Below are 16,952 nucleotides of genomic sequence, written 5' to 3' on the forward strand. Positions count from 1 at the left end.
TGAGCCCGGCGACTGACGCCGCATCGGCTTCCTTCAGGGGCGGACGGCCGGCGTCTCCATCGGCAGGCCACGTGCCCGCGACATCAGATAGAGCTCGAGTGCGACCAGCTCGGGCGAGCCGTAGTCATAGGCCTGGGCGCGGACCCCGGTCATGCAGCTGCGCAGCCGCCGCTCGAGCGATCCCAGAGTCTGCCACTCCAGCCGATAGAGCGGATAGCCGGTCGGCTGTCCTTGCGTGATCGGTGCGCCAGCGAGGCGCTTGTCGAAATGGTCGTCGTGGCAGTTGGTGCAAGCGAGATTGAGCTGGCCCTCGCGCTGCATGAAGAGCGCGCGGCCCTGCTCGACAAACGGCTGGGCTTGCGGATCGTCACCGGCCGTGATCGGGGTGCCGCGCGCCTGATGGGCGACGAAGGCGGACAACGCGAGCAGATCACGGCTCTCATAGGGCAGCGGCGTCGCCTGCTGATGATTGGCGCGGCAGAGATTGATCCGCTGATCGAGCGTGACGGGACGGCCGAGTGCCGTGTCGAAGGCGGGGTAGCGCGCCGCGACGCCTTTCATGCTGCTGCGCGCATCGCCATGACAATCCGCGCAGGCCCTGTTGGCGCTGCCGGTCTTCTTCGCCCAGAGCGCTTCGCCGTCGAGCACGAACAGCATGCCGGGATTGGTGGTGTCGTCGTCCTGCATGGCGCGTGTGTCCGGGCCCATGAAGGCATAGCCGGAGCGGCGTGCATCGGGCGGGATTTCACCGGCGAGCAGGGCAGGGGCTGCGGCGAACAAGGTTGCCACCGCTATCGCGCGCCAGGAGATCATTCGACCGTGATCGAGGCCGACGCGGTTGTGGAATAGCCGTTGTCGCCGATCCATTCGAATTCGAACTTTCCGCTGTCCTTCGCGACCGTGAAGAACGACAAATACGGGTTCGCCGCGATCGCCGGAAACAGATCGGCGCGAAAGATTTCGGCACCATTGTAGCGGCAGGTGAAGCTCGTGATGATGTCGCGCGGCACCAGCTTGCCGTCGACGGTGTGACGGTAGCCGGTTTCCATGATGTGCGAGGTCAGCGCGCGGATCTCGATGATGTCGCCGCGTTTGGCCTTTGCCGGAACGTTGATGAGGGCGGCCATCAGTTCGTCTCCTCGGTGCAGGCGGCCAGCGTCACGACGACGTCGGCGGCGACCTGCCAGAACGTGCCGTCGGAGAGATGCGCGATCGCGATCACCTTCTGGGTATCGGCGAGCCGAATCCGGGTCGAGACCTGAGCCCGGCCGGAGGCGGGACCCAGGTAGAAATTGCCGATGTTCGGCTGCGGGTTCTTTTCGTTGAAAACGTGGATGCTCTTGACGTGGTCATCGGCCGTCATTGGGCTTGCAACGCTCACCGTCATCGGCACCGTGTTGCCGTTCTCGACCAGCGGCGGAATGTCGAGCTTCACCCTGCCGGTACGAATCTGGGCTTCGCCGACGACGTTGCGGATCGCGGTGGTGAGCATCGCCGGTGTTGCTTCGATCGGCCGCACGGTGACGATCGGGATCGTGCCGGCGACCGTCACGCCTCCAGCGAGGCTCAGGAATTGTCGTCGCGTGGTTGGCATGAACCTAGTCCCGAAGCGTTGCAAGGAAAGCCACGATGTCCTCGATCTCCGCAGCCGACAATATCGGCTTGCCGGCGAAGTTACGTCCGACGCGGACGAGGCCGTCAGTGCGATAATAGGAAGGCATGATGGTGTCCGGGTTGAAGCGCGAGGCATCGACCAGTCGAAGCCGCAACTGGCTCACCGACCACCGGTTCCCGGCGCCGGTGAGATCAGGCGCGAGATCGCCCTGGAACCGCGTTTCCGGAAATGGGCCGGAATGGCAGAGGATGCAGGTCGTGGTGCGCGCGAGCACCAGAGCGCGGCCGCGCGCGGCATCGCCCGGTGAGCCTGTGAGCGAGGCTGGAATGCCGTCGTTGACGATTGTGTAGGGCAAGAGTTCTTCGGCTTGAGCAGGTGAGGCGAAGGCGAGGCTCGCTACGATGACTGCCGCAATTGCAGATATCGGATGGGGTGCATGATGCTGCCGCGAGTTCCACTTACCTCTCCCGTTTGCGGGAGAGGTCGGCGCATAGCGCCGGGTGAGGGCTCTTTCCTCTTGGGGGTTCTCGCGGGTGGAGACACTCTCTCCCCAACCCTCCCCCGCGGGCCGGGGAGGGGGCGCACCTTGTTCGTGGCGACAGCTTGGTCTCATGTGCTAGCCAAAGGTATCCGCCGTGATCATCTGAAGCCAGCGCTCGGCCTCGGCTGCCTCGCGGGCTCGCAATTCGGGCGGCGCATCGACCGGGCTGGTCGCGCCGCCCTCGACCTCGGCGAAGATGTCGCCCCTGGGCTGGTAGTTGCCGGCGAGCGAGAAGCCGTAGCCGGGTGCGACGGTGCTGTAGCAGACCCCTGTGAGTCGTGGCGCCTCCGGTGTGCGACCCGCGAGCAGGCTGACGATCGCGGCGGCGCCGGCCTTGCCCTGCGCGCTTGCAGCGGAGGCCGATTTTGGGATGCCGCCGCCAAGGCAGGCGTCGCCGATGACGTGGATGTTCGGGACGAGTTTCGACTCGAACGTGACAGGATCGATCGGGCACCAGCCGGTGGCATCCGCAACACCCGCGAGCCCGGCGATGCGGCCGGCGCGTTGCGGTGGGATGACGTTGGCGACATCAGGGGTGTAGTTGCCGAATTCGGTGACGATGGTCTTGGTCGCGGCATCGATTGAGGTGACGCGGCCGCCTTGCGACAGTGCGACGCGTTCGACCATGTCGCCGTAGAGCTCTTTCCATGCCTGTTCGAACAGCCGCTGCAGGGAGAAGGTGTCCTTGGCATCGAGGATCAGAACTTTCGAGCGCGGCTTCTTCGTCTTCAGGTAATGCGCGATCAGGCCTGCGCGCTCGTAAGGCGCGGGCGGGCAACGAGAGGGATTGGCCGGGATTGCAATGGCGACGGTGCCGCCATCCGCCATCGCTTCGAGTTGCCTGCGCAGCAAAAGCGTTTGCGCGCCGGCCTTCCAGGCGTGCGGCATCGTCTCCGATGCGGCCTCGTCGTAGCCGGGCAGGGCTTCGAGATGGAAGTCGATGCCGGGCGAGAGCACGAGCCGGTCATAGCCAAACGCGGTGCCATCGCCCGTGGTCACACGACGCTTTTGCGCGTCGATGGCCGTTGCAGCCTGGGCGACGACGGTGATTCCGGCGGCGGCGAGCTTGTCGTAGCCGAACTGCTGCGCCTCGATCTCGCGCAGGCCTGCGATCACCTCGTTGCTGAAGGGGCAGGAGATGTAGGTCTTGTCCGGCTCGATCAGGGTGACCTGCAATCTTGCGTCGGCGCGTTTGAGCGCACGGGCGCAAGCCGCGCCGCCAAAGCCGCCGCCGACCACGACGACGCGGCCCGCCGATTGCGCGCGCAGGATCGAAGGTGCGGCGAGCGATGTGGCCGCGACGGCGATGCCGAGGACGGCATTCCGCCGTGTCACCGGCGCATTCATGAGGGCTTGTCCGGAAAATGCTGCGGCGGCCGGCATGGCCGCCGCGAGTCGTTGTTTGAGCATGATCTTTTCCGGAAAACCGCTTCGCACTTTGCGCTAGCGCGGCCCTTCGGGTCCGGATCATGCTTTACGCGAAGGTGATGTTCTGGTCCCGCAGCGGCACCGAGCGGATGCGCTTGCCGGTCGCGGCGAAGTACGCATTGAGCACGGCCGGCGCCGCGACGCCGATGGTCGGCTCGCCGACGCCGCCCCAGAACCCGCCGCTCGGCACCATCACCGATTCCACCTTCGGCATCTCGTTGATGCGCATCGAGTTGTAGGTGTCGAAGTTGGTCTGCTCGATCTTGCCGTCCTTGACGGTGCAGCCGCCATAGAACAGCGCGGAGAGGCCATAGACGAAAGAGCCCGCGATCTGCCGCTCCACCTGCGCCGGATTGACGATGTAGCCGGGATCGGTGGAGGCGACGATGCGATGCACCTTGATCTTGCTGCCGTCGGTCACCGAGATCTCGGCGGCGCCGGCGACATAGCTGCCGTAGCCCATGACCTGCGCGATGCCGCGATAGACGCCCTGCGGCGGCGGCGTGTCCCAGCCGATCTTCTCGGCCACGGCATTGAGCACGGCGAGGTGCTTGGGGTGATTGCCCATCAGCTTGCGACGGAATTCGAGCGGGTCCTGGCCTGCTGCCTGGGCCAGCTCGTCCATGAAGCATTCCATGTAGATCGCATTGTGATTGACGTTGACGCCGCGCCAGAAGCCCGGCGGAACGTGCGGGTTGCGCATCGCATGCTCGATCAACAGGTTCGGCACCGAATAGCCGAACGCGGCGTCTCCGGACTGGGCGACGCCCTGGAATGCGGCGGGATCCATGCCGTTCTGCAGCGCGTCAGGACGAAGCGAGAACAGGATCGATTGCCCCGACAGGCGGTAGTGCAGCGCGACCAGATTGTTGTTGGCGTCGAACGCGCCGGTCATCTTACATTGGGTGATCGGGTGATACCGGCCATGCGCCATGTCCTCTTCGCGCGACCACAACAGCTTGATCGGCGTGCCCGGCATCTGCTTGGCGATCACGACGGCCTGACGGACGTAGTCGGTCTGGCCGCGCCGGCCGAAGCCGCCGCCCGGCATCACCTTGTGCACGTCGCACTTCTCGGCCGGCAGGCCGGAGGCCTCCAGCACTGCAGCAAAGGCTGCTTCGCCATTCTGCGTACCGCACCAGACCTCGCATTTGTCCGCCGTATAGAGCGCGGTGGCGTTCATCGGCTCCATGGTGGCGTGGTTCTGGTAGGGATAGCTGTAGACGGCCTCGATCTTCTTGGCGGCGCTGGCAATCGCCGCCTTCGCATCGCCGTTCTTGTTGCCGACATAGGCTGGCTGCGCGTCGTTGAGTCCCTCGGCCAGCCACTTCGCAATCGACTCGCTGGAGACCTTGGCGTTCTCACCCTCGTCCCAGACGATCGGCAGAGCCTCAAGTGCGATCTTGGCGTGCCACCACGTATCGGCGACGACAGCGACTGCGGTATCGCCGACCTTGACCACCTTCTTGACGCCTTTCATGCCGGCGATCTTGGCTTCGTCGAAGCTTTTCAACTTGCCGCCGAACACCGGGCAGTCCTTGATCGCTGCGTTCAGCATGCCCGGCAGCTTGACATCGGCGCCGTAGATCATGGCGCCGGTGGTCTTGTCGACGGTGTCGAGCCGCTTCACGCCTTTGCCGATCAGCTTCCAGTCCTTCGGATCCTTCAGCTTGACGTCCACCGGCGGCGTCAGCTTGGCTGCGGCCTCGGCGACCTTGCCGTAGGTCGTGGTCCGGCCCGAGGGCGTATGGGTGATGACGCTGTTGGACACCGTGCACTCGGAGGCCGGCACTTTCCACGCATCGGCGGCGGCCTGGATCAGCATCACACGTGCGGTCGCGCCGCCCTTGCGGACATAGTCCTGCGACGAACGGATGCCGCGGCTGCCGCCGGTCGAGAAATCGCCCCAGACGCGCTTGCGGGCGACGCTCTGGCCCGGGGTCGGGTATTCGGTCGTCACCTTGGTCCAGTCGCATTCGAGCTCCTCGGCGACGAGCTGGGCGAGCCCGGTCAGCGAGCCCTGGCCCATCTCCGAGCGGGCGATGCGGATCACGACAGTGTCATCGGGCCTGACCACGACCCAGGCGCCGATCTCGGGCGAGCCGTCGGCGGCGCGGACCACGGCGGGGCCGCCGAAGGGAATGTCGAAGCCGATTGCAAGGCCAGCGCCGACGGCGGCGCTGCCGATGACGAAGGCACGACGGTTCATCTTGGGAGAGACGTGCTTGTTCATGTGGCGGCTCCTTACGCGCTTGCGATCGTGTGGATCGCCTCGCGCACCTGCTGGAAGGTGCCGCAGCGGCAGATGTTGGTGATGGCCTCGTCGATGTCGGCGTCGGTCGGCTTGGGCTTCTCGTTCAGCAGCGCCGCCACCGCCATGATCATGCCGCTCTGGCAATAGCCGCATTGCGGCACGTCCTGGGCGATCCAGGCTTCCTGCACCTTGTGCAGCGAATCCGCGGACGCGAGCCCCTCGATCGTGGTGATCCTCTTGCCCTCGGCCTCGCTGACCGAGACCCCGCATGAGCGCATCGCCACGCCGTCGATGTGAACCGTGCAGGCGCCGCATTGTGCGATGCCGCAGCCATATTTGGTGCCGGTCAGGCCGGCATTCTCGCGGATTGCCCAGAGCAGCGGCGTATCCGGCTCGACGTCAAGGGTGAAGTTTTTTCCGTTGATTGTTAGGTTTGCCATCGCAAGTCCCCTGATTGGCCCAATCTCCGATTGAACTCAGGGGCGCAATGTGTCCGGCAAGCTGGAACTGTTCAAATCAACAGTCCGCGGGTTGAGCGGGATGCAAGACCCTGCGGCGGCTTGAGTATGGACCGCGGCGTTGTTTTGGCTCATCCCTTCGCTATTGATTCGGCTTGACGCCTCTCCATGGGCGCCAATCCGTGGCTTCAGGCGACGTCCGGCCGGAAATGACCGGTTCCCGACCGGTCGCCGCGGCGACAGTTTGTCCCTTTTGCCGGGATGCAAGACGCGGGCGCTTTGATACACTGCGCCGACGCAGAAGGAGTTCCATGAACGTGCCGAGTCCTTGCAACGTACTGATGCTCTATCCGCTGTTCTCGGCAGAGTCCTTCTGGAGCTTTGGCGAATCCTGCAAAGTGATGGGCGTCAAGCGCCCTGCCGCCCCCTTGGGGCTGATCACCGTTGCCGCGATGTTGCCCGAGAGCTGGACGGTCCGGCTGATCGATTGCAACACGGCGCCGCTTGGCGACGACGATCTCGCCTGGGCCGACGTCGTCTTCACCGGCGGAATGATGCCGCAGCAGGCCGACACGCTGCGACTGATCGAGCTCTGCCGCGCGGCTGGCAAGCCGGTGGTGGTCGGCGGTCCCGATCCCACGTCGAGCCCCCACATCTATGAGCGGGCCGACTTCCGGGTGCTCGGCGAGGCCGAGAGCATCATCGACGAATTCATCGCCGCCTGGGAAAGTGGCGCGCGATCCGGCGTCTTCACCGCGCCGAAATTCCAGGCCGACGTCACCAAGACGCCTGTGCCGCGTTTCGACCTGCTCAAGTTCGAGGACTATCTCTATCTCGGTGTGCAGTATTCGCGCGGTTGCCCCTTCACCTGCGAGTTCTGCGACATCATCGAGCTCTACGGGCGCGTGCCGCGGACCAAGACCGTCGAGCAGATGTTCGTCGAGCTCGAGACGCTCTACCAGATGGGCTATCGCGGCCATCTCGACTTCGTCGACGACAATTTCATCGGCAACAAGAAGTCGCTGCGGCAGTTCCTGCCCCGGCTCGCCGAATGGCAGCGCACCCACGGCTATCCCTTCGAATTCTCCACGGAAGCCTCGGTCAACCTCGCCGACGATCCGGAGCTGCTGGAGCTGATGGGGCAGGCCAATTTCTTCGGCATCTTCGTCGGCATCGAAAGTCCGGACCCGGCGACGCTGGTCGCGATGCGGAAGAAGCAGAACACGCGGCGCAACATCGCCGAGAGCATCCACAAGATCTACGCCGCCGGCATTCTGGTCACCGCCGGTTTCATCGTCGGCTTCGACAACGAGAAGGTCTCGATGGCGGACGCCATGATCGACTTCATCGAGGAGGCGGCGATTCCCGTCAGCATGGTCGGACTGCTCTATGCCTTGCCGAACACGCAGCTGACGCGCCGCCTGGAGCGCGAGGGCCGCCTTCACCCGGGCCACGACGTGGCGCCGACCATCGGCGCCGATCAATGCACGGCCGGGATCAATTTCGATCCGGTGCGCCCGCTGCGCGATATCCTGATGGACTACAAGCGCGTGCTGGAGCACGTCTACAGCCCGGCGGCCTATGCCGGACGCGTCGACCGGCTGATGACGCTGCTCGACCGCTCGCGGCAGCGCCACGAGCTCGCGGAAGGGGACATCCGCGCCAAGCTCGGCGCCATGGAGACCGTGCACCGCGTGGTGTCCGCGCTTCCCGAAGCACGCGGTCCGCTGTGGCAGACCTTCATGAACTGCGCCAAGCGCGACACGTCGTCGGCGCGCATTGCCGTGCAGATGATCGCGGCCTATGCGCATCTCGGACCGTTCTCGCGCAAGGTGATCGCTGCCATCGATGAGCGCCTGGCCGCGCTGGACGGGCACATGCCCAATCCCGTCGTGGCTGCGGACGCGACCGAGGTTCGACATCTGGCCTGATATCCGGAGCGCCCATGGGAGGCCGCGGAGCGCTTTGATGCGCCGCGGGGCAGGCCTTCCGGCAATCAAAGTGGCTGTCATGTGTGAGATCCCGGCTTGACAGCCGAACAACCTCAAGCTGATCGTCATCAGGACGACACCGGCACCACCATGATTAAGGTGCGCGGCCGCGTCATTGCCGGATTGGCGTTAGCGGGGTTGAGCCATGTTCAGGAAGGTGATCCGCTGGTCGATTGCATTGATTGCCGTTGCGGTTCTGGCCGTCGCGTATCTGCCTTCCTTCATCGCCGACTCCATCTACAAGAACGTCGACGACATCACCGATGGCGAGATGCCCGCCACGGTCACCACCTTTCAGTCGGGACCTGACGTCGTCAGCACCATCGGCGGCGGCGGCGAGGGGTTGAACTGCAGCCTGCCGCGCTGGGCCAACATATTGTTCGACGGCGGACGGGATTCCAACCAGAAGCGTCATCTCGTCCTGCAGCGCTTCAGGCAGGCCTGCGTCTTTCACGATTTGTGCTATCGCCACGGCCTTGCCACCTACGGCTATAACCAGAACGATTGCGATCGCATTCTGCAGAACGCGGCGTTTCGGTTGTGTGTCTACATACGAAACAGCAGTCAGGAGAGCAGCGCGGCGCGCTGCCAGACCGATTCCAAGATGGTGCTGGCCGGTGTGAGTGTCGGAGGGTACGGCGCCTATCGCGGCTGGGACCGATCGACCTATTTCGAATTCGATTCGGATCCGTCGCGGTCGAACGGGTTTCAGGTCAGCCGCGTGGTCAATCATCCCTTCAAGGCGATCCTGCCTGCCAAATACGCAGATGACCCCGATCAGGTCATTCTCATGTTCGAGAACCTTCGCTCCAATCTGGCCGTGACCTGCATCACCTGCGCAAGTGTTCCCGTTCTGGAATGGACCACCGATCCCAACGCCGTCAGCGCCGAACTGCGCTCGGTCGGCGTGACGCGGTTGCCGGACGTGCTGCTCAAGCGCGTGCCGATGCTGACGGAAACCATGCCGGTCTGGCTGCCGCCGCGCCGGCGGCACGCGGCGCCGCATCTCCTGGTCGATGGAGCGGGCAAGGATCATCTGATCTGGATGAGCCGGAACAACTCGGAGAACAGCATATCCTGCGTCGTCAGCGCCGATGCGGCGCGGCTCCTCACCAACACCTTGCCGACCCGGGATCTCTGCTCGGTCGATGCGGGCCCATCGCTGACCCGGGTCGAGGTCGACATGTTCGCAACCTCTCCGCTTGCGATGGAAGTACCCGGAAGTTCGGATCTCATCTATGCGACCTCGGCCAGCCCGCAGAAGACGGCAGAGCAACATCTGAGCTTCTGTTCGCGCTCTGCGTCGCGGAAGGTCGAGGAGACCGACCATGACGACCGGTCCAAATGCGTCACCTTCCCCGACGCGGAAGTCCGCAACGGCGCGGCGCTCGGCGCATTTCAGAACTTTCCGCTGGTTCGCCCCGGGCAACAGATCTATTTCGCGCGGGACATCGCGCAGCAGACGGACTCGCCACTGACCGCCGTCTGGCAGCGCGCCTTTGGCAATACCTTCTCGCCCGAAGGAGCCCTGCTCGTGATCGACGTTGCTCCGCCGCTCGCCGCAAAAGGGCCTCTGTCGGCCAAGCTGAAGAAGATCGTCCGGTTCGAGATCGACGATCGCTTCGATCCGATGATGCCGATCACGCGCAAGGCGGACGACCTGCGCTTCCTGAGCCTCGAGGCGGCGAAGTCGAGCGTGCATCTTCGCATGATCGATTTCGCCAAGGACAAGCCTTCCGTCGGCAATGTGCAACTGATGATGGCCAACGGCGAGGTGGACCTGGATCGCTCCTGGGCGGAGAGGCCCATGCTGGTGCTGGAGACCAGGGACGCGCGACCCAGAACCAGGCTGGTGTTCTCGCGTGGAGAAGTCGCGGTCCAACTGGGCAAGCCCGTCACGTCCGCCGCGACGACGGAAGCTCTGACGCTGCAGACGTTGGTCTTCGAACGCGATGCCGCCGCGCCTTCGAACACGCCGTTCGTGAAATCGGCCGGAGCGGCGTGCCGGGTCGTCTACGAGTTCGCACCGAACCACACCGATTGGCCGTGCTACCGCGCGTTCGATCCCGAGCGTCCGATGCGGGCGTCGCCGGCGACGCGGATGCAGGCCTCGCAGACGCTGGTCGGGCAGTTCACCCAGGTCGGCGGCCATGGCATCGCATTTCCCGATCTCTGCCTGAAGTCGGAGCCGATCATCCTGGCGCCGCAAGGGAGCACATTTGTGCCCGTGAGCGAGACCGCGGGTTGGACGGGGCCGCCAAGGCTGACACGGAAGGTCACGTGCGAGCCGCTCGATGCGGCGGCAGTGGTGAGCCGTCCGATCGCGCAGAAGGGGCTGTAACGGCCGGCTGGCGAATCGAGCGCGGGACTGCGATCGGTCTATTTCACCGCGAGTCGCAAGAAGCTCATCACGCTGCCGAGCGCCGCAAAGCCTGCGCCGAGCGCCAGCGCCAGCGTCGCGCCATTGTGGCCCGCGAGCCCGAAGCAGGCCGCCGCGAGCGCTGCGCCCGTGGTTTGTCCCGTCAGGCGCGCGGTGGCGACGATGCCGGAAGCGCTGCCGCTGCGGTGCGGCGGTGCACTGGACATCACCGCCTTCATGTTCGGCGCCTGGAAGAAGCCGAACCCGATGCCGCAGATCACCATCCGCCAGATGATGTCGGCGATGGCGGGATTGGCCGGCAGCATCGCGAGCAGCGCCATGCCGAGACCGAGCAGCACCAGGCCGATGCCGCCGAGCAGGCCGACCGCGTGGCGGTCCGAGAGGCGCCCCGCGATCGGCGCCATGATGCCGACCACCAGCGGCCAGGGCGTCATGAAGAAGCCGGTCTCGACCTGCGAGCGGCCGAGCACGTCCTCGAAATAGAACGGCAGCGAGACGAAGGCGAGGCCCTGGACTGCGAAGGAGCAAACCGCGGTCGCCGCCGACAGCGCGAACATCGGCCGGCTGAACAGGTCGATCGGCAGCATCGGCGCGGGATGATCGGCATGGCGGCGCATCAGGACGATTCCGAGCACGAGGGCCGAGACGATCTCGGCGGTCACCATCACCGGGGACAGGTTGTGCGCGGCGCTGCTGATGCCGGTGATGAACAGGCCGAGGCAGGCGGTGGCGAGGACAGCGCCGAGAAAGTCGAACCCGTGATCGGCGCGCGGCGTCTTCGGCAGCATCGCAAAGCCGATGCCGATGGCGATGAGGCCGAACGGGATGTTGACGGCGAACAGCCAGGGCCACGGGCCGAGCGCGAGGATGGCGGAGGCGATCGACGGGCCGAAGGTGAAGGCGGTCGCAACCACCAACGCATTGTGGCCGAAGCCGCGGCCGAGCATTCTCCCGGGATAGACGAAGCGCACCAGCGCCGTGTTCACGCTCATGATGCCGCTCGCCCCCAACCCTTGCAGCGTGCGCGCGACGAGGAGGCTGTCCAGCGACCATGCCACCGCGCAGAACAGCGAGGCGATGGTGAACAGGATGAGGCCGCCGAGATAGATGCGCTGATGCCCGACGATCTCGCCGAGGGCGCCCAGCGGCAGCAGGGTCGCGACCAGCGCGATCTGGTAGACGTTGACGACCCAGACCGACTGCTCCGGCGTGACGCGAAGATCGGCCGCAATCGCCGGCAGGGCGATGTTGGCGATCGCGGTGTCGAGCGAGGCCATCGCCAGCGCGGTGAAGATCGCGGCGATCGCCCAGCGCCGCTGCGCGGGCGGGAGGCCGTCGGCGGTCGGATGGTCGGGATCGCGCGCGGCGGCAGGTAACGTGGTTGTCATTGCGTTGGTGTCATTGCCCGGCGCGTTGCGCCGAGAGCGTGGCCGAGGGAACCTCGGCATGTACTACGGCCGGGCCACCTCCCACAGACACACGTGTGCATGCGGTGTATGCGCACCGCCCGCGGCTGCGCGCTTCGAAAAAAGTGCGAAAACAACCCCATGCACAGTAGAGATGGGCTTGATCGACAAGGGATTTTTAGACCGTGCCGAGGCGACATCCGACGCTGCGGCGACGTTGACCCGTCGGGCAAAACACCGGCAGAATGCTATCCTGCCGTGGATGGGCTTAAGCTCCGCATGAGTTCGCCTGAATGCGCGATGTCTGCTTCGAGAGCAAGTTCGGTGCATCCGCTCGTGCCCGTCGCCACGCGCACCTGACCTCATGGTCGTTCTCGTCAACTGATCCGGACGACCATATTCCCGAACGCGGACCTCTCATCCCTCCGGCTCACGACGACCGATCTGCCCTGCTTTTGGCCGCCGCGCGTGCCGCAGCAAATGATTTGACTTTGCACAGGGGGAAAACTATAAATATTTAAATTATTTAATAATTAAATAGCTGCGGCATCCGGCGCCTGGCTCATTTCGATTTACGCGTGTTCTTATCGAGTGCTGCAACCATGCGAACAGGCCAGGCCGTCCGCTCCATTGGAGTTGCCGCTGAAAGAGGCGTGCTACATGCGCCGACCAATTGATACAGCACCGAGGAGCGGAGACGACATCTGGGTAGAAGATGCGACCGGGGCGGTTGAGGTCGGCCACTGGTCACCCGAGGCGGGCAAATGGGTCTGGCAGGACGGCTCGCCAATCGATCCGGCGCCGACCCATTGGTATCTCGTAGCTGAGGATGTGGATCCAGAGGACGAAAAATCGGGCGGTTCGCTCGTGGTGGCCGCGATTTTGATTCCCGTCGTCTTCGTCGCTGCTTCCCTGTTCGGTGTGTTCACGCCATTCACGGCGCAACAGACCATGACGCACATCGGCAGCGAGAGCGCCCTCAGCCTCGACGGGAAGCCGGACATCACGACCGGTTCGCCGGCGCTGCTTCAGCGCGAAGCGAGCGGAGCCCTGATGCAGGCGGAGCCAGCAAGCGTCGTGCGACCAAGCCAGCGGCTGGACGAAGACGCGCCGCGCATTGAAGCGCTCGTCAACGAGATGGCCGAGGCGCGCAGGGAGCTCGACGACGCAGTCAAGCGCACGCACACGGCGGAAATCGCTGCGGAGGAGGTGCGTAAATCACTTCAACAGGAGCAAGCCCACAGTACCAAGCTTGCGAACGAACTTGCCGGAGCCCGCCGCGAGATCGACGCAGGCAACGCGCGATCCCGCCAGGCGGACGATGTGGCCGCGCAGCAGAGAGATGCGGCGGCGCGGGAGATCGCGGAACTGCAGCAGTCCCTGCAGCAGGAGCGGCAAAGAAGTGGCCTCCTCGTGAAGCAAGCGAACGCCGCGCAGGCGGCAGCGGCGAGCGCTGAGCAAGAACGCCACGAGGCGCAGTCACGCGCCGCCGCGCTCGCGAGCGAACTCGCCGGAATACCGCGCAGTTCGCTCATGGTGGAAGCTGCGGCCGCGGAACAAAAGGAAGCCGTCGGGCGGGAGGTTGCGGAGCTGCGGCAGGCTTTGCAGGACGAGCGGCAGAAGAGCGCCGCCCTCGCCGCCGAGGCCAAAGCAGCACAAGCGGCAGCAGCCAATGCCGAACAACAACGCCGCGCTGTCGAAGAGGCCCAGGCGCATGCGGCCGCGCTGGCGAAGGAACTCGCGGAAACGCGCCGTGAGATCGAAACCCGGAACGTGCAACTGCGCGAGGCGAACGATGCGGCCTCGCAGCAGAAAGAGGCAGCGAACCGGGAGATTGCCGAGCTACGGCGGTCGCTGCAACAGGAGCGGACCGGGACCGAAGCCAAGCAAAAAGACCGTGCATCGGTCTCGGCCGACGCGCGCCTCCAGGTGGAGCAAACAAATGAAGGGCCGATCTCGCCGGCGCCGCGGAGCGTGGAAGCGGCTGTCGCGGAGCAGCTGACGGCCGCAAACCAAAGCGAGGCGGAGGCTCGATTGCTCCCGCGCGCCAGGGCGTTGCTCGATCAGGGAAATATCGGTGCAGCACGGATCGTGCTCGAGCTCGCGGCCGAGAAGGACATTGCGCAGGCAAGTTTCATGCTCGCGGAGACATACGATCCGGCGGTGCTATCCGCCTGGGGGACTTATGGAACGCGCGGCGAAGCGGCCAAGGCACGAGAGCTCTACGCGAAGGCACACCGGGGCGGCATTCGCGAAGCGAAGGAACGGCTGGATGCATTGCGACGCTGAGGTTGGACTTGTCGCAGTCCTGCGGGACGAAAGGTTGCGGTCGCTGACTCGGAAGGGAACGTCATGAACAAGGCGCCAAAGTCACTCTCGCTGCTCCTGCTCGCCGGGCTGCTGCCGGTCGCGATGCTGCTTCAGACGGTTTGCCTGGAAGCGCAAACGGCGAGAAATCCCAAGGCTGATGCTCAACTCGTCCGAAGGCCGCTCCCGCCAGAGAATGAAAAGGACCGGATGAACGCCTGGACGGTCGGGCTCGCCGGCGGTCTGCTCGAGGGCGCACCCATCCGTCTCGCCGCAGAAATGGCCCGCGTCGTCGACGACGGAGCAGAGCTGCATCTCCTGCCAATCGTCACGCGTGGCGCCACCGACAACCTGAATGCGCTGCTGTATTTGCGTGGCGTCGATACCGCCATCATCAATTCCGACGCGCTCGAAGAGTATAAGGTTCAGGCACCTCAGATCCGAAGCCGCATCACGTATCTGCTCAATCTCTTCCCATCCGAGCTGCACATCCTGGTGCGGCCTGAGATCACAAGCCTGCAGGATCTTGCCGGCAAGAAGGTGAACTTCAATACGCTTGGCACCGCAGCCGCCTATTCCGGACCCCTGATCTTCAGCCGCCTCGGCATCGACGTCGACAAGACATTCGTTCCGCATCAGCTGGCCCTGGAACAGATGCGCAAGGGCGAGATGGCGGCCGTCGTGTTCATTACATCGAAACCCGTCGACGCCTTCGTAAAGGGCCGCTGGGAGGCTGGATTCAAGTTCCTCCCGGTCAACTATGACAGGAGGTTCGAGGATTATTATCTGCCCGCGACCCTGGACGCCAACGAGTATCCCAATCTGATCAAACAAGGCGAGCGGATCTCGACCATCGCGGTGCCGACGGCGCTCGTTGCGTTCAACTGGCCGCAACGTTCGAATCGTTACCAGCGCGTGGCGCGCCTTGTCGAGTATCTGTTCTCGCGAATCGACAGGCTGCAGGCGCCGGGCTTCGATCCGAAATGGCAGTCAATCAATCTCGCTGCAACCGTGCCCGGGCTCACCCGCTTCCAGGCCGCGCAGGATTGGCTGGATCGGAAAGCGCGCAGTGCACAGGCGCGGCCATGAAGTGTGCCGCGCCTCCGCTCGCCGTCGCTTTCAATGTGGCCTGCGGAATCGCTTCTGCGCAGAACACGAGCGATCCCATGCAAACACTTCGGGCCTGTTCGGCGATGGCGGGGCAAGCCCGGCTGGAATGTCTGCAGGATCTGTCACGCAAGATTCCACCGGCTGGCCGGCGGGCGTCCGACGATGGCTGGCTGGTCAGCGAGACGACATCGCCTGTCGACTATTCACCGGTCGTCACCGCCACCACCTCCTCCGTTGGCGGCTCGGATGGTGCCGCGATGCAACTCGCGATCCACTGCCGCAAGAGCCGCACGGAAGTCATCGTCGCAGGACCGACTGTGTCACGCGGCGCCAATGAATACGCGGTCTCCTTTCAGCTCAATGCGGAGCCGCCAACCCAACTCACGGCAGCCTCGCCGCCATCCGGCTCCGGCGTCGCTTTCGGCGGCGACGTCGTGCCGTTGCTGAGGTCGTTACCCGATGACGGTTACATCACTGTGCGTCTTTCCACCCGCACCGGCGCGGTGCAAGAGGGACAATTCCTGCTCAGCGGATTCAAGAACGTGCGTGAAAAAGTGGGGGCTGCATGCAAATGGTCGCATGCCGTCGCCCGACCAGGACGGTGACGATCAGGGAACGGGAGATACGAAATGATCAATCCAAAATTGGCGATGGCAGTCATCAGCGGCTTGGCGATGCTGCTTCCGGCTGGATCGAACGCGCAGGCGCAGCAGGACAACCAGTTGATCCTGCAGGCGAGTGCGAAGATCCAGGCGAGCGACCAGAAGCACTCAGTCAGACATAAGAAGGCGGGCAAACAGGGGCAGGATCACACGAGCAAGCGGAACCCTGCGAACGAGAGAGCGCTGGCTCAGATGACCAAGCCCGAGATCGCCACGAAGCCACATCGGCTGATACTGCAGGTTAATTCCAACGAACCTGCGATGATGAACCTCACGCTCAACAATGCGACCAACGTCGCGCAATACTACCGGGATGTCGGTGAACCAGTATCGATCGAGGTCGTCACCTTTGGTCCCGGGCTCAACATGCTGCGTGACGACACATCGCCGGTAAAGCCGCGCATCGAGGTCCTCGCGATGAGCCATCCCGAAATCTCCTTCAAGGCGTGCGGCAACACACAGGAAAACATGCGTAAGGCGGAGAACAAGGACATAAGCCTGATTCCGCAGGCCACGGTCGTCAAATCCGGTGTCGTCCGCGTCATGGAGCTGCAGGAACAGGGCTGGAGCTATGTCAAGCCGTGAGGTCCGGGCAAAGCGGGCGCCGCATGCGTTTCGCGGGCGGAGCGGATTGAGGCGCTCACTTCTAAAGCATGATGGGATGAGGCGTGATCGGTGCAACGACGGAGGTGCACTCCCTCTCCCGCTTGCGGGCAGGGCTATCGCATTTGAGAGCCTTTCCCTGCGGTCATCCTTCGAGACGCCCGCCTTTGGCGGGCCCTCAGGATGAGGACTGAGTG

Annotated in this window: 14 protein-coding genes; 6 read left to right on the plus strand and 8 right to left on the minus strand. The window is 64.4% G+C overall.

Annotation, left to right across the window (positions count from 1 at the left end; all coding sequences use genetic code 11):
• Positions 1-33 precede the first annotated feature (33 nt).
• From soxA to AX729_RS05255, 7 genes are all read right to left on the minus strand, one after another.
• The gene (gene soxA / locus AX729_RS05225) at positions 34-813 is read right to left on the minus strand and encodes a sulfur oxidation c-type cytochrome SoxA (protein ID WP_061020844.1); all 780 of its coding nucleotides are present in this window, start codon (positions 811-813) and stop codon (positions 34-36) included.
• Positions 810-1,127, minus strand: a complete 318-nt coding sequence (gene soxZ / locus AX729_RS05230) for a thiosulfate oxidation carrier complex protein SoxZ (RefSeq protein WP_061020845.1) — start codon at positions 1,125-1,127, stop codon at positions 810-812. The genes soxA and soxZ overlap by 4 nt, the downstream gene beginning before the upstream one ends.
• A complete protein-coding gene (locus AX729_RS05235) occupies positions 1,127-1,594 on the minus strand; it encodes a SoxY-related AACIE arm protein (RefSeq protein WP_061020846.1) in 468 nt (155 codons plus the stop codon). Before AX729_RS05235 ends, soxZ begins: the two co-directional genes overlap by 1 nt.
• Before the next feature lie 4 nt (positions 1,595-1,598).
• Positions 1,599-2,039 carry a sulfur oxidation c-type cytochrome SoxX gene (soxX, locus tag AX729_RS05240; RefSeq protein ID WP_061020855.1) on the minus strand — a complete coding sequence of 147 codons (441 nt, stop codon included), beginning with the start codon at positions 2,037-2,039 and terminating at the stop codon, positions 1,599-1,601.
• 192 nt (positions 2,040-2,231) lie between these two features.
• On the minus strand, positions 2,232-3,503 hold the full coding sequence (locus AX729_RS05245; protein WP_061020856.1) for an NAD(P)/FAD-dependent oxidoreductase: 1,272 nt from the start codon (positions 3,501-3,503) through the stop codon (positions 2,232-2,234).
• 127 nt (positions 3,504-3,630) lie between these two features.
• Positions 3,631-5,817 carry a xanthine dehydrogenase family protein molybdopterin-binding subunit gene (locus AX729_RS05250; protein WP_061020847.1) on the minus strand — a complete coding sequence of 729 codons (2,187 nt, stop codon included), beginning with the start codon at positions 5,815-5,817 and terminating at the stop codon, positions 3,631-3,633.
• Between the two features lie 11 nt (positions 5,818-5,828).
• Positions 5,829-6,278 carry a (2Fe-2S)-binding protein gene (locus tag AX729_RS05255; protein ID WP_061020848.1) on the minus strand — a complete coding sequence of 150 codons (450 nt, stop codon included), beginning with the start codon at positions 6,276-6,278 and terminating at the stop codon, positions 5,829-5,831.
• A gap of 329 nt (positions 6,279-6,607) precedes the next feature.
• On the opposite strand from AX729_RS05255, the gene AX729_RS05260 reads away from it, so the two are divergent.
• On the plus strand, positions 6,608-8,227 hold the full coding sequence (locus tag AX729_RS05260) for a B12-binding domain-containing radical SAM protein (protein WP_061020849.1): 1,620 nt from the start codon (positions 6,608-6,610) through the stop codon (positions 8,225-8,227).
• 205 nt (positions 8,228-8,432) lie between these two features.
• A complete protein-coding gene (locus AX729_RS05265) occupies positions 8,433-10,628 on the plus strand; it encodes a hypothetical protein (protein ID WP_061020850.1) in 2,196 nt (731 codons plus the stop codon).
• Between the two features lie 38 nt (positions 10,629-10,666).
• Here AX729_RS05265 and AX729_RS05270 read toward each other — a convergent pair whose 3' ends face one another.
• Entirely contained in the window at positions 10,667-12,055 is a 1,389-nt protein-coding gene (locus tag AX729_RS05270) for an MFS transporter (RefSeq protein ID WP_061020851.1), read from the minus strand.
• 678 nt (positions 12,056-12,733) lie between these two features.
• Between AX729_RS05270 and AX729_RS05275 the strand changes: the two genes are divergently transcribed.
• The 4 genes from AX729_RS05275 (at position 12,734) to AX729_RS05290 (ending at position 16,737) form a co-directional block, all read left to right on the plus strand.
• Positions 12,734-14,362, plus strand: a complete 1,629-nt coding sequence (locus AX729_RS05275; RefSeq protein ID WP_156456735.1) for a coiled-coil domain-containing protein — start codon at positions 12,734-12,736, stop codon at positions 14,360-14,362.
• 63 nt (positions 14,363-14,425) lie between these two features.
• On the plus strand, positions 14,426-15,469 hold the full coding sequence (locus tag AX729_RS05280) for a TAXI family TRAP transporter solute-binding subunit (protein WP_156456736.1): 1,044 nt from the start codon (positions 14,426-14,428) through the stop codon (positions 15,467-15,469).
• Positions 15,470-15,546: 77 nt separating this feature from the next.
• Positions 15,547-16,095 carry a hypothetical protein gene (locus AX729_RS05285; protein WP_245325066.1) on the plus strand — a complete coding sequence of 183 codons (549 nt, stop codon included), beginning with the start codon at positions 15,547-15,549 and terminating at the stop codon, positions 16,093-16,095.
• 24 nt (positions 16,096-16,119) lie between these two features.
• Entirely contained in the window at positions 16,120-16,737 is a 618-nt protein-coding gene (locus AX729_RS05290) for a DsrE family protein (protein WP_061020853.1), read from the plus strand.
• Positions 16,738-16,952: the final 215 nt, after the last annotated feature.

Source organism: Bradyrhizobium sp. CCH5-F6 (assembly GCF_001556045.1).
Taxonomy (GTDB): domain Bacteria; phylum Pseudomonadota; class Alphaproteobacteria; order Rhizobiales; family Xanthobacteraceae; genus Bradyrhizobium.